Raw genomic sequence first — 13,940 nt, forward strand, 5'->3', positions numbered from 1 at the left:
ACGTGAACCAGCGCGCGCATCCGCACACCACCCTCACCGGCCCGCCGCCCCACCTGTACGGACGGTGGCGACACGATCCCGTGCTGGTGTGCGGCACCGCCTTCTCCAGGATCTGGTTCCCGTTGTGGCGTACCCTCTCACCGCCATACGAGACACCCGATGCCGACGACGGTGTCACCGTGGTGCAGGTCGCCGACCGTCAGGTGGTCGCCGGGGACGAGAACGTCATCGCTCTCACCCTCGCGGCCCCGGACGGCGGCGTCCTGCCCCGCTGGTATGCCGGCGCCCACCTGGATCTGCTGTTGCCGTCGGGACGGATGCGCGAGTACTCGCTGTGCGGCGATCCGGCCGAACGACACACCTATCGCATCGCGGTGCGCCGCATCCCCGACGGGGGCGGCGGGTCGGTCGAGGTGCACGAGCGCGTCCGGGTCGGTGATCTCATCCGGATCAAAGGACCCCGCAACGCCTTTCCCCTCTCCCTACCCGGACACGGATCGACTGCCACCCGGCTGAGGTTCATCGCCGCGGGCATCGGCATCACCCCGATCCTGCCGATGATCACCGCTGCCGAACGCTTCGGACTCGACTGGTCGATGATCTACACCGGCCGGTCGCTCGAGTCCATCCCGTTCCGCGACGAGGTGGCCCGGTTCGGGGACCGGATCATCATCCGCACCGACGACACACCCGGCTCCGACGGCCCGGCAGGTCTGCCGACGATGACCGAGCTGCTCGGCCCCCTCGATCCCGAGACCGGACGCACACCCACGGGTCTCGCCGTCTACTGCTGCGGCCCCACCGCACTCCTGGAGAACCTGCGCACTCATCTCGCCGACCGGCCCGACATCGAGTTGCACTACGAACGGTTCGGTCCGTCACCGGTGGAGAACGGTCGGGAGTTCACCGCGACCATCGCCTCCACCGGGCGTGAGATCGCCGTCGCCGCAGAAGAATCCCTGCTCACCGCCCTGCAACGGGAGTTGCCGGATCTGCCCTACTCGTGCCGTCAGGGGTTCTGTGGAACCTGCCGACAGCGCACGGTGTCCGGCGAGGTGGACCACCGCGACAACATCCTCACCGAACCCGAACGGGAGAGCGGTCAGATGCTGCCCTGCGTGTCACGAGCGTGCGGGGACCGTCTCGTCCTGGACCTCTGACACCTCGACCCCTGACACCTCGACCTCTGACACCTCGACGTCTGACACCACATCCGTTGCCGCCGTCGCCCGCACCACATCCGGCGTGGTCCAGGCCGAGAGTCGTCGCAGGACAGGCGATTTCTTGTCGAGATGGCTGCCCATCCGGTCCAGGATCGCGTCGAGTGCACCGATCGCGGCGACGATGTTCGGGCCCTTGTTGAGCATCGCGCACTCGGCTCGCCGGGCCGCGCCGGCATCGGTCACCTCCGATCTGGTGGGCAATCCGTTACCGGCCAACGAGTCGAGGACCTGGGTTGCCCAGATGGTCGGGACGTGGCCGGCCTCGCACAGCCACAGGATCTCCTCCTGCACCTCGACGAGCCGCTCGAAGCCTGCCTCCACCGCGAGGTCGCCACGCGCGATCATCACGCCGATCCGCCTGTGCCGCATCAGTTCCAACAAGATCTCCGGGAGCGCGGTGAACCCCTCCACGGTTTCGATCTTGACCACCACTCCGAGGTCGGCGCCATGGTGTGCGCCGTCGGCGCCTGCCGACGCGTCGGCAAGGGCGTCGAGCAGTTCGGCGACGTCACCGGCGCTGCGCACGAACGAGAGTGCGGTCATGTCCGCGATCTCGATGACGGTTTCCAGGTCCTTGCGGTCGTCGACGGTGAGGGCGGGCACCGGGAGCGAGCTGTCGGGCAGGTTGATCCCCTTGCCACCGCGTAGTTTTGCCCCGTCGAGTCCGGCTCGGGTGATCCGGGCGACCAGCGAGTCGGGGGTGGCGCCGCCGCCCGGCACCGACCCGGATACCGACACCGATTCGATGATCCCCTCGATCTTGCCGTCGTCGAACAGGATTCGGTGTCCGGGGACGACCGCGGCGAACACCTCCGGCAGCGTGCAGCCGATGGTGGTGAGGTCGGTGGACGGATCGTCGGGGTTGACCGGGGCGTCGTCGGCGGTCACCTGGATCCGCTGGCCGGCCCGGATCAGGAAGTATTGCCCCGACGACGGGAGTTCTCCGATGGTGAGCCGGATCCGGGTGCCGTCGTCGCCGGCGCAGGACAGGCGCGCGCCCGGGGTGAGGTAGAAGGTGCGGTCGGCAGCGATCAGCACCCGGCGTGTCTCGGTGCGCACCACCCGTGCGACGCGCCGTCGTCCGCGGGTGTCGTGGAAGGTGATGTCCTGCCCGACGGACAGCAGGTCGAGGGTCTCGACGTCGGTGACGGGCGCCGACTGCAGGTCGGTCGCGGTGTCGGACTCACCGACCAGCCACAGCATGCCCGGTTCGACGACCCGGCCGAGCGGGTCGCGCCGCGGCTTCACCTTGAGTACGTGGGGTCCGGGGGTGATCGGTCCGGTCCGCAGTTTGGGGCCACCGAGATCCATCGAGACCGCGGTGGTCGGGTCGGCGGAGCGGGCGTTGCGGGCCATCGCCCGCCAGGCATCGGGACCGTCGTGGGCGCAGTTGATCCGCACCACGTCCCCTCCCGCCTGCACGATGTCGCGCACCAGCGCCGGATCGGTGGCGGCCTCGCTGGGCAGGGTCACCATGATCCGGGTTCCCGGGTGGGAGGCCGCCATCCCGGTCGACGACGCGAACAGTGCATCGGCATTGCGTTGCAGCTCATCGGTTTCCGCCCCGCCGGACGGGAACTGTGCGCAGATCCCGGGCACCGGTTGCCCGGCCGCACGTGACAGGATTCCGGCGACAGCCGAGAGGTTCTCCATCACCCGGGGCTCCATGCGGCCCAACGACGAGAGTCCGTGGCGACTCAGCTCCGTCTGCAACGCGCGCAGGTCCAGGGCCCGCAGGGCCCGGTAGTGCACCAGGTTGGCGGCACCGCTGCGATGGTCGGGATGAATCCGCGAGAGGTCCACGGCGTGCTCGGCTGCGAGCGCCAGATCCATGAGATCGAGGATCTGCGCCCGCAGCCGGAGGATCGGGCGGTCGTCGGCGGTCACGGCGTCCATGTGCGTACTCCTGATGCGCGAGGGATGACCGGACCGTAGCGCTGTCAGGTGAACGGGAGGTGAGCTGTGGCGAGGTCCTTGGTCCCGGTGACCGGACCGGCGGCCCCCGAACCGGGTACCTCTGCTCCGGTGTCCGAGGTCCCGCGCCCCTCGGACCCGACGTCGGCGCCGCGCGGCGCGCCCCGCAGCAGCACCGCGGCACCGACCGCCGCCACCGCGGTCACCGCCACGGCCACCCACACCGCGGCGTGCAATCCGTCGACGAAGACCTGTTGCACCGCTACGGCGACCGCATCGGAGATGGCGGCAGGGGCGCGCTGGGCCACCTCCACTCCCGCCATCACCGACTGTTCGGCGATCGCGGCGGGCCCGTGGGGCACCCCGATCGCGGCGAGCCGGTCGCCCACGCCGGAGGTGTAGATGGAGGTGAGGACCGAACCGAGTACCGCCACCCCGAGCGTGCCACCGATCTCGCGAGTGGTGTCGTTGACGGCACTGCCCGCGCCGGCCTGTTCGGGCCGCAGGGCATCCATGATCAGCTGGGTGGCCGGTCCCGAGACGAAGGCCAGTCCGATCGCCATCAACGACATCGACCAGACGATCAGCTCCCAGTAACCCGAAGTGCGCGTGGAGAATTCGACCAGGCCGAATCCCGACGACATCAGCAGCGCCCCGGCCACCACCACCGGCCGGGCCGAGAAGCGGTGTGACAGCGCCATCGCGACGGGCGAGAACACGGCCATCACGACGGCGAACGGCAGGGTGCGGATGCCGGCGTCGAGCGGGCCGTAGCCCTTGACCGCCTGGAAGTACTGGGTGATCAGGAAGATGAACCCGAACAGGGCGAAGAACGCGACGCTGATCATCGTGGCGGCGGTGGCGAAGTGCCGGTTGGCGAACAGCCGGACATCGAGGATCGGATGGGCGATGACGAGCTGTCGGCGGACGAACACCGCGAGGATCACCAGCGCACCGACCAGACCGAGCACGGTCCGCACACTCAGCCAACCGACGTGCGGCCCTTCGATCACCGAGTAGACGAGCAGTCCCAGACCTGCGATCGACAGCACCAGACCGATGACGTCGAAGCGCGACACGGCGGCCGGACGAGCACCCGGGATCACCGCGACGACGGCGATCACCGCGACCGCGGCGAGCGGGATGTTCACCCAGAAGACCGACGACCAGGAGAAGTGTTCGAGGAGCCAGCCGCCGAGCACCGGCCCGATGGCCACCGCCACGCCCGAGGTGGCGGCCCAGATCCCGACCGCCGCGGCGCGTTGCCGGGGTTCGGTGAAGATCGTGGTGATGATGGCCAGGGTCGCCGGGAAGACGAGTGCGGCGAACAGTCCGAGGCCGCCGCGTGCGGCGATCAACTGGCCCAGTGTCTGCGATCCGGCGGCGAGCGCCGACACCGCGGCGAATCCGACGATGCCGGTCAGGAGCATCCGGCGGTGACCGAAGCGGTCGCCGAGGTAGCCGCCGGTGAGCAGCAGGCCGGCGAAGACCAGGGTGTACGCGTCGACGATCCATTGGAGTCCGGAGACCCCGGCGTCGAGATCGCGGGCCATGGTCGGCAGCGCGACGTTGACGATCGTGTTGTCGATCATCACGAGTAGTTCGGCAAAGCACAGGGCGCCCAGCGCCCACCAACGGGTACGCATCACGCAGGTCCTTCCGATGTGGGATGAGGTTGAGTAGAACAACGATCTACTGTTATAGAACGCTGTTATATTCAAGAAGAACACCGTCCTAGTAGATTGTCAATATGCCCGTCCGCCAACCGTCCAAGCGCACTCCCGCCGCCGAGGTGCGCACCAACCTGATCCGCGCGGGTCGCGAGATCCTCGAGCGCGATGGTGTCGCCGGACTGACGGTGCGTGACGTCGCCAAGGCGGCCGGGGTGGCGCCGATGGGTGTCTACAACCACTTCGACGGCAAGGAAGGCCTGCTGGTCGCGCTGGTCACCGACGGCTTCAACGAGTTCGCCGAGACCATCGCCACCACCGACGACGATCCCGCCGAGCGCCTGGCACACAGTGGTCGCGAGTATCGGCAGTTCGCGGTGAAGAACCCGACCGTCTACACCCTGATGTTCACCACCGAGTGCGATCCGGCCGCGGAGCCCGCAGTGCGGGCATTCCTGGCGATCACCGAGATCGTCCGCTACGGGCAGGCCGCGGGCGTGATCCGACCCGGCAACCCGCTCGACCACGCGATGTTGCTGTGGTCATGCGTTCACGGGGCGGTGAGCCTCGAATTGGCCGGTTCCGCACCCGATTTCATCGACCACGAGTCGAACTACGAGCAGGTGATCGGTCTCATCGCCCGAGGTCTCGCCCCCTGACCATCGCCGTAGGCCGAGCCGGCACCCGACACCGATCAAGCCGCCCCGCCCCCGATGGTCGAGCCCCCCCGATGGTCGAGCCGGGACCGAGCCCCCAAGGGCGAGGACCCGAGTCGAGACCCCCGCAAGCCGACAAAGTCCCCACCCCCACCAGACGCTGGTTGAGCAGGACGTCCTCGCGCAGCGAGGCCGACCGGCCGTCGAAACCTCCGTCAGGTCACGCCAAGACGCACCGAACCCAGAAGTGGTCACGCCCCGAACCCGGCCACCGAGGTTTCGACACGCCTCGTCGCTACGCTCCTCACCGGCTCAACCACCAACTACAACAACCACTTTGAGACCCATCCACCATGGATGGTCGAGCCGGGACCGAGCCCCCAAGGGCGAGGACCCGTGTCGAGGCCCAGCAAGCCACCGATGTCCCCAACCACCTCTGAGGTGGTCACCACCCGACGTCGGCCGACAGAGGTTTCGACACGCCTCGTCGCTACGCTCCTCATCGGCTCAACCACCGTAAACCGCACGCACCCACCATGGATGGTCGAGCCGGGACCGAGCCCCCAGGGCGAGGACCCGTGTCGAGGCCCGGTGAGCCGACAATGTCCGCAACCAACTCCGACGCAACAACGCGCCGGGAGCCGGCTACGGGATGACGATCGGCGGGAATCCGGGGACGGGAATGGTGATGCGGGGCTGGCCACCGTTCGGCGAGTTCGGTGTCCGGCGCGGGCTGCGGGTCGTCGACTTCTTGGTGGTCTTGGGCGGCGGCGGGGTGGTGTAGCGGACCGCGGTTTCCTGCGCGGCGACGAGGTCGGCCGGGTCGGCGTATTCGGTCGATGCGGCGGTGGTGGGACCGGTGGGTGCGGCGGCGACCACCGCGGGCGGGGTGGGTCCGGGGTCGGTGGTGCCGGTGAAGGCGACGACGGTCGCGGTGCCCAGGACGGCGAGCACGGCGGCGACGGCACCACCGAGCAACCAGCGTTGGCCGGACGAGTTGCGGGACCGTTCGGGATGCGGCTCGTACTCCGATTCGGCATCGACCAGGGCATCCACGTCGACCAGTGCAGCAGCGCCGATCAGCGGCGCCGCCTCGTCGAGTTGTTCGACCGGCCCGTCGAGCGCGGTCCCGTGCGCGACCGGGTCGATCTGATCGGTGATCGCCGGGATCTCCTCGGTGATCGCATCCTCGACCAGCGCGTCGCGGGCATGAGCGGCCGGCATCGACACCGCGCCGGGCGCCTCGACCGCGCGAACGGCCTGGTCGTCCATCACCAGCATCCGACGATGAGTTGTCGCACGGAGCCGGCCCACCGCACCCGGCCACCGGACGTGTGTGGGGGCGAGGACGATCACCGCGTCGGTGGTACCCAGCGCGGCGAGGGTCTGCTCGATCCGGTTGCTGACCTGGTCGGCCAGCGGCGCCGTGGCCACGTCCACGTCGCGGCGGCTGACCCGGACGAGGCGGACGTGGTTGTCGCCCATCAGGAAGGTGCCGTCGGAGCCGGCGAGCGCTGCCCTGGCCCGGCCGACCACGCCGAGCAGTTCGGCACGCCACTCGTCGCCGACGGGCCGCTCGACCCGACCGTCGGCCACCAGGTGGTCGGCGATGGCCCGATCGAGTGCATTCGGCGCGGTCATGGGGTCGGCGGGGTCGACGGCGAGAACGCGCCGCGCAAGGAGATCGGCCACCATCACCCGGCTTCCGGCATCGTCGAGGTCGAGCACGGCGACGATCGGCGCATCGATCTCGTGGATGTGCTCGCGGATCGACATCGGCAGCACCGTCATCGGCGCAACACCCGGATTCGGGATGCGGTGAACGGTCATGATGGTCGGATTTCCTGTGCCTGGCGGGGGCCGGTGGCGTGCCCCGGGTACGTCAGATGGTCTTCAACCTAGCATGGGTGTGCTGGTCACCCGAGGTCACGCGTGTGGTCCGAGCGGGGGAATGACTGCGGTTCACGCCGCCCAGAGCGTGGTATTCCCAGCCCGCGCCGGTCCAGATGTGTGGTGCAAGACACCGTCGGCCGTCGACGATGACCCGGTCCCGGACCAGCGGATCGAGCTCGTCGGGCCCCATGTGGACGAACTCGGCCCATTCGGTGGTGACGGCGACGACGTCGGCATCGGCGACGGCGGCCCGGGCGGTGTCGGCGAAGTGCAGCATCGGGTACATGCGGCGGGCGTTGTCGGCGGCTTTCGGGTCGAACACGGTCACCGTGGCACCGCGCAGGGCCAGTTGTCCGGCAACGCTGAGTGCCGGGGAGTCACGCACGTCGTCGCTTTCCGGTTTGAAGGCGGCGCCGAGGATGGCGATGTTCGCGCCGATCAGTTCGCGACGGCAGGCGCGTTCGACGAGTTCGACCATCGCGGTGCGACGCCGCATGTTGATCGCGTCCACCTCATGCAGGAAGCCCAGGGTGCGGTGCGCGCCGAGTTCGTCGGCGCGGGCCATGAAGGCGCGGATGTCCTTGGGCAGACAGCCGCCGCCGAAACCCATACCGGCGTTGAGGAATCGTCGGCCGATCCGGTTGTCGTGGCCGATCGCGTCGGCGAGGGTGGACACGTCGGCGCCGACGATCTCGCACAGTTCGCTGATCGCGTTGATGAACGAGATCTTGGTCGCCAGAAAGGCGTTCGCGGAGGTCTTCACCAGTTCGGCGGTGGCCCAATCGGTGGTGATGAACGGCACTCCCGTTTCGAGGATCTCGCGGTAGATCTCGTCGATCACGGCCACCGCAGCCGAGCAGTGCGCGTCGGGGTCGGTGCCGACGACGAGCCGGTCGGGACGCAGGGTGTCTTCGACGGCGAAGCCCTCGCGCAGGAATTCGGGGCTCCACGCGAGTTCGACGGTGGTGTCGTCGTCGGTGCGGGCATCGATGCGTGCCTGCAGGGCGGCGGCGGTGCCGACCGGGACGGTGGACTTGCCGATGATGAGGTGATCACCGCGCAGATGTCCGACGAGGGTGTCGACGGCGGCCTCCACGTAGGTGGTGTCGGCGCCGAGTCCGCGGGCCTGCTGTGGGGTGCCGACCCCGATGAAGTGGATCGAACCATGCTCGGCGGCAGCCGGATACGACGTGGTGAAGGCGAGCCGTCCGGCATCGATGTTGCGGCGCAACAGATCGGACAGTCCGGGTTCGAAGAACGGCACCTCGCCGGCTGCCAGGCGGGCGATCTTGTCGGCGTCGACGTCCACGCCGAGAACGTCATGGCCGAGTTCGGCCATGCAGGCGGCATGCGTGGCGCCGAGGTATCCGCATCCGATCACCGTGAGCTTCATACCTGTTAGGGCTACGCCGACAACGGGGCGTGCAGCCGACCGCACAGTGGCGTCGACGCGTCGTATCGGTGAACTCCGACGAGACCCGGTGACGTGTGGTTGAACGAGGTTACGAGCAGGTCAGCGGGCGGTGTCGGGCAGGAAGTTCAGGTACGCCTTGGACGGTGTGGGTCCGCGCTGGCCCTGGTACTTCGAGCCGACCGCGGCGCTGCCGTACGGGTTCTCCGCCGGGCTGGTCAGCCGCAGCAGGCACAGCTGGCCGATCTTCATACCCGGCCACAGGGTGATCGGCAGGTTCGCGACGTTCGACAGCTCCAGGGTGATGTGGCCGGAGAAGCCGGGGTCGATGAATCCCGCGGTGGAGTGCGTCAGCAGGCCGAGGCGTCCCAGCGAGGACTTGCCCTCGAGGCGACCGGCGAGGTCGTCGGGCAGGGTGCACACCTCGAGGGTGGAGCCGAGCACGAACTCACCGGGGTGCAGCACGAACGGTTCGCCCTCGGCGGGTTCGACCAGGGTGGTGAGCTCGTCCTGCCGTTGCGCCGGGTCGATGTGGGTGTAGCGGGTGTTGTTGAAGACCCGGAACAGGCTGTCGAGGCGGACGTCGATGCTCGACGGCTGCACGAGGGCAGGGTCGAACGGGTCGAGTGCGAGGCGGCCACCGTCGATGGCCGCACGGATGTCCCGGTCGGAAAGCAACACCCTGCGAGGCTATCAACCGGCCACGGACCGGCTCGGCGGCCCTGAGGACCACCGGCCGGCGGACGGCGTCAGCGCGTCGGGATCGGGACCGCCGTGGTGGACCCGCCGGAGTGGACGGTCGCGGTGAGCGGCTCCCACCCGGTCCAGGTGTTCACCGGGACGTCGATCCGGCCGCCGGAGCCGACGGTGATCGGGGTGTGGTTGGCCGCGTTCCGGTCGGTGAGGGTGTCGCTGCGTTCGACGGCGAACTGCACCTTCTGAGCGCGGCCCTGCGATGCCACGGTGATCCCCGACCGCGAGGTGGCGCCCACCGACACCGGTGCTTCCGGACCGATGGCGAGCTGACTGGTCTGGGTGGTCACCGATCGCAGCGAGTCCTGGGTGGCCACCTCGAAGCCCGCGGTGGTGGGTGCGGTGGACCGCACGGTCACCGCATGGCGGGTGGGGTCGACGTCGAGGGTGGCGGTGGCACCGGCGGGCACCTCCATGTCGTCCACCACGACGGCGCCTCCGGCGCTGACCACGGTGGTGTTGATGTCGGCGACGCGTCCGGCGTCCACACCGTCGACGACGATGCGGAACTTCTTGCCCTTGGGCACCATGATCGAGCCGGTGTTGTCGTTGTTCAGCAGGATTCGCTGGTCGACGCCCGGGATGACGTTCCCGTCGAGGTCGGTGACCCGCAGGTCCCACTCGACGTCACCCTCACCCCGCGCCCCGCCGTTGGTGTCGGAGACCATGACGAGGGTGTAGTCGCCCCGCACGTACGGGGCCTCGTGATGTCCGAGCGCGGTGGACAGCGGCGTCAGCGACATCGGGTTGGCCGGCGACCCCTCGAACAGCAGGGTGGGCTCGCTCGGGTTGGTCGCCGTGGAGTAGAACCACGAGTTCGCCGCCGGGTCGACGATGATCATCTTCTCCACACCGGGGAAGTTGTTGTCGTAGACGACGATTCCGGACTTACCGGCACCGAGGTCGCGGATCGCGATGGGGGTGATGGCGTGGCCGGCTTCCTTCTTCTCGTCGGTGTAGATGCCGAGGATGTAGTTGTCGTTGCGCGCCCATGCGGCCCGCAGCCGGGTCAGGATCTCCGACGCCGGGAGTTCGGCCTCGGTGCGCGCGGTGGGCGGGAAACTCTGGGTGATGAACATCCGTGCGATCAGTTCGTCCAGCGGCGCCGACGGTTTCATGTCGTAGACCGACTGCCAGGGCATCGCGAGCGGGAGGGTGTTCAGACGCTTGGTGGAATACAGACCGGCCAGCGCGGCCATGCCGTAACAATGGCCGCCGGTCATCGAGGCGTTGAGTTCCTGTTGGAGCAGTTCGGCGACGGTGGTCGGCGAACACACCTCGACGGTGATCCGGGCACACACGCCGTCGCCGAAGACCGCACGCATGCCGTCCACCGTCAGGCCACGCCGGTGCAACTCGTCGTCCGGGCCCCAGTTCTCGAAGGAGAAGCCGTCACGCTTCACGTCGAAGGCCGACTTCGCGACGACCTTGCCGGCCTTCGGGTTCACCACCGGTGCAGCGTCGGCGGGGGCGGCCGTCATCACCATCAGTGGGGCCGAAACAGCCACGGCGAGCGCCGAAACCAGAAGGCGAGTCGACCGACGAGAACCGCCCTGACCTGTGCGCATTGCAAAACAGTAGCCGACAAATCCGGCAGCCCACTCCGCACCGACAAGTCTGAGCCACACCTGGCACGCTCTTGCCGAGCAATCCCTCCGCGACGCCCCGACCCACCCCTGCTCCCAACCCCCGCCGGCGACGTTTGCTACAGTGTGCGTCGCGGGTCACAAGCCCGCACGCCGATGTAGTTCAATGGCAGAACATCAGCTTCCCAAGCTGAATACGCGGGTTCGATTCCCGTCATCGGCTCCACATTTGACCAGCGGTTAGCGGGTTCGATCAGCCGAGTACTCGATCCGCGAAACCCCCATGCACTCACACCGCGCCCATTGACCGTCCGCTCGCAATCGGCTGACGAAGACGGCGCCGCACCGAGCATCGCGCCGGCTCCCGTGCTTACGGCACAGGAGAGCAACTCATGGCTCCGTTCGGTGCGCCACCCTCCAGCCTCGCTCGCGCTACCCATCCGGCCCACCCGCGGCGGGACCACCGACCATGCGCCGCCCAGGTGATGTTCGCACAGATACTGGCACGGGTGTACTCCAACCGGACCAATCTCTTTGTCGAGTATCCACTTTGGCAAACCCCTGTGGTTACATGGCGACGCTGCGGGTTCGCTGCAGCCGATTACTAGGGGGATGAATGAGGCGCTTCGCGTCGATTCTGGGTTTGCTCGCCGCAGCCATGGTCACGTTGCTCGTGGTTCCGTCGGGGACCGCCCACGCAGATCCCGCGGCATCGCGCGCCGCGCTGGACGGCGGGGCCGCGAAGGTGTCGCTGGGCGGAGCCGATTACGGCTCCATCATCGTCGAGCTCGCCCACGGCAGCCACTTCCGGCAGGCGGGCAACTCGCTGCATGTCGTCAACGCCTCGGGTGTCACCACCGAGACCATCGACCTCGCACGCTTCGCCGCCGCCGACCAGGTCGTGCCGCTCAAGGCGACCCTCTCGGCTGACCGCACGGTCGCGGATCTGGTGCCGCAGGCGACGAGGCACGAGGTGGCCAACAAGAAGCCCCAGCGACTGACCAAGGCGCAGGCCTATGACGACATGATCCGCAAGGCCAACAACAACTGGAGCTGCGCTGCACCGTCGGTCATCGCCGGCGCCGTGATCGGTGGCCTGATCGGGCTGTTCTTCATCGTCGGATGGATCATCGGCGCCGGAATCGGCGCGGTGATCGGTGCCGACATCGGTTACGGCAACTGCGGTAAGGGCAAGGCCAAGGGCGAGACGGTCCGCGCGTTCTGGACCTGGTGGAACACTCCGTAGCCCGATCCTCACCGCGACGGATCGATCGCTTCGACGTGCTGGGGCGTGCCTTCCGTGGAGGGCCGCCCAGTCTGTCTCACGTCCCGACCGGGTTGCCGTCGTCGCCGTCACCGTGAACACAGATTCTGTCGACACCCGGGGCGGCGTGGTCGATCCCGAATTGCGGAAACAGTGTGCCTGGAATGGCTTCCGCGGCCTCCCCCGGGTTGTGGCCCATGACGGTACCCCGACATCGACCATCGAGCGCCGCTGCCCTGGTACCGCCCCGCACTGTGACCGCGAACCAGTCGACGTGAACCACAACCGGCCCCGTCTCCGCGTCGTCGCGGAATCGGGGCCGGTGACCGAGAATTCGCCGAACAGCTACTCGGCGGCGACGAACGAGGTCAGCTTCGCCTGGACCTCGTCCTGAATCTTGTTCTCATACTCCTCGGCGGTCGTCTTCGCGGCGCCGACCACCTTGGCGGCCTTTGCCACCACCTCGCCGATGAGCTTGGCCTGCTCGATGGACACGATGTGGAACTTGTGGTGGGCCTTGAAGTGCTTGTGCACCTCTCCGGCGATGCCGCCCTCGAGGGCGAGCTTGCTGAGCAGGTCGAGCTTGGCCTCGCCGGAGCCCTCGGTGAAGTCGAGGTCCTCGAGGTCCACCCACACGGTGTTGGGGCGCGTGGTCGACTCGAAGGCGTAGCGCAGGTTGGTGAGGTCGAGGACGACCTGCCACAGTGTCTGCGACGCATCGGGCTTGCCCGGCTCGGGGTTGCGGAACGGCTGGGCGCAGTTGCGGATGATGCTCAGCATCGCGGCCATCGCCTGCACCTGCGAGGTCGGCTGCGGCTGGACACCGACGTAGTACTGCGCACGGGCGAAACGATCGCTGGCCAGGCAGGTGCCCGGCAGCGGGTCGTCGCCGCCGAGACCCTCGTACTTCTTGACCAGTTCCAGCTGCTTGTCGTAGGTGGGTGAATTGGTCATCACCAGGTGGTCGCGGCTGTGGTAGATGTCCAGTTTGCCGTCGATGTACTCGATGATCGCCGAGTCGCCGCCGGCGTCCTCGATGGCGAGGTGCAGGGCCGGCTTGCTGCGCCCGGTCGGATCGGCCATCGGGACGACCTGCGGCTGATGCTCCTCGGTCCACGCCACGGCCTCGGCCACGGTCTCGAAGTTGTCCAGGTAGTACTGCAGCCAGACCGACATGGCCAGCTGCGGCCGCGACTCGTCGGGGGTGCCGTAGTCCGACTCCGCCAGCCACAGCAGATGTGCACCCAGTCCGCGCTCGTTGAGGCCGTCGGTGGACAGGATGTCGTAGACGCCGGCGATCACGCTGCCGTACTTGGCGGTCCATTCGAGCTTGCCGCTGATCCGGTCGTCGCGCTTGATCCCGCGCGGGAGCTTCCACAGGTTGGTATGGAGATCCTGGTGGAAGTCCATGTTCCGGCCGACGATCACAGACCCGTTGGCGTCCGGCCACATGACCCGAGTGCACATATGTTGTGTGTCTCTTTCACTAGAAGTGAGCGGGGATCGAGCATGCGCGACGCTGGTCACGACGCCCCACCGAGCAGACAGCTGCTCACTGGTTCACCCTAGT

10 protein-coding genes and 1 tRNA gene are annotated in these 13,940 nt (G+C 68.2%); 4 read left to right on the plus strand and 7 right to left on the minus strand.

Annotated features, from left to right (window positions below; all coding sequences use genetic code 11):
- Window positions 1-2: 2 nt before the first annotated feature.
- Window positions 3-1,160 carry a PDR/VanB family oxidoreductase gene (locus ACWDUA_RS18650; RefSeq protein ID WP_449752532.1) on the plus strand — a complete coding sequence of 386 codons (1,158 nt, stop codon included), beginning with the start codon at window positions 3-5 and terminating at the stop codon, window positions 1,158-1,160.
- Here the strand turns inward: ACWDUA_RS18650 and ACWDUA_RS18655 are convergent.
- Both ACWDUA_RS18655 and ACWDUA_RS18660 read right to left on the minus strand, forming a co-directional pair.
- A complete protein-coding gene (locus ACWDUA_RS18655) occupies window positions 1,122-3,119 on the minus strand; it encodes a pyruvate kinase (protein ID WP_449752496.1) in 1,998 nt (665 codons plus the stop codon). The two genes, ACWDUA_RS18650 and ACWDUA_RS18655, sit on opposite strands and share 39 nt — an antisense overlap.
- 44 nt (window positions 3,120-3,163) lie before the next feature.
- On the minus strand, window positions 3,164-4,783 hold the full coding sequence (locus ACWDUA_RS18660; RefSeq protein WP_449752497.1) for a DHA2 family efflux MFS transporter permease subunit: 1,620 nt from the start codon (window positions 4,781-4,783) through the stop codon (window positions 3,164-3,166).
- 104 nt (window positions 4,784-4,887) lie between these two features.
- Here ACWDUA_RS18660 and ACWDUA_RS18665 point away from each other — a divergent pair, with 104 nt between their 5' ends.
- Window positions 4,888-5,466: a TetR/AcrR family transcriptional regulator gene (locus ACWDUA_RS18665; RefSeq protein WP_449752498.1), complete on the plus strand. Its 579-nt coding sequence runs from the start codon at window positions 4,888-4,890 to the stop codon at window positions 5,464-5,466.
- 642 nt (window positions 5,467-6,108) lie between these two features.
- Here ACWDUA_RS18665 and ACWDUA_RS18670 read toward each other — a convergent pair.
- The 4 genes from ACWDUA_RS18670 to ACWDUA_RS18685 all read right to left on the minus strand — a co-directional run bounded on the left by ACWDUA_RS18670 (window position 6,109) and on the right by ACWDUA_RS18685 (window position 11,088).
- Window positions 6,109-7,293, minus strand: coding sequence for a hypothetical protein (locus ACWDUA_RS18670; protein ID WP_449752499.1), 1,185 nt, complete (start codon window positions 7,291-7,293; stop codon window positions 6,109-6,111).
- A 52-nt stretch (window positions 7,294-7,345) separates the two neighbouring features.
- On the minus strand, window positions 7,346-8,749 hold the full coding sequence (locus tag ACWDUA_RS18675; RefSeq protein WP_449752500.1) for a UDP-glucose dehydrogenase family protein: 1,404 nt from the start codon (window positions 8,747-8,749) through the stop codon (window positions 7,346-7,348).
- A gap of 120 nt (window positions 8,750-8,869) precedes the next feature.
- Window positions 8,870-9,448 carry a dCTP deaminase gene (dcd, locus tag ACWDUA_RS18680; protein WP_449752501.1) on the minus strand — a complete coding sequence of 193 codons (579 nt, stop codon included), beginning with the start codon at window positions 9,446-9,448 and terminating at the stop codon, window positions 8,870-8,872.
- A gap of 68 nt (window positions 9,449-9,516) precedes the next feature.
- Entirely contained in the window at window positions 9,517-11,088 is a 1,572-nt protein-coding gene (locus tag ACWDUA_RS18685; protein ID WP_449752502.1) for a hypothetical protein, read from the minus strand.
- A gap of 170 nt (window positions 11,089-11,258) precedes the next feature.
- Here ACWDUA_RS18685 and ACWDUA_RS18690 point away from each other — a divergent pair.
- A tRNA-Gly gene (locus tag ACWDUA_RS18690) sits at window positions 11,259-11,332 on the plus strand.
- Between the two features lie 390 nt (window positions 11,333-11,722).
- Window positions 11,723-12,352, plus strand: coding sequence for a hypothetical protein (locus ACWDUA_RS18695; RefSeq protein ID WP_449752503.1), 630 nt, complete (start codon window positions 11,723-11,725; stop codon window positions 12,350-12,352).
- Window positions 12,353-12,715: 363 nt separating this feature from the next.
- Here ACWDUA_RS18695 and ACWDUA_RS18700 read toward each other — a convergent pair whose 3' ends face one another.
- Window positions 12,716-13,837 carry a linear amide C-N hydrolase gene (locus ACWDUA_RS18700; RefSeq protein ID WP_449752504.1) on the minus strand — a complete coding sequence of 374 codons (1,122 nt, stop codon included), beginning with the start codon at window positions 13,835-13,837 and terminating at the stop codon, window positions 12,716-12,718.
- Between the last annotated feature and the right edge of the window lie 103 nt (window positions 13,838-13,940).

It is taken from the genome of Gordonia sp. NPDC003376, assembly GCF_053589235.1.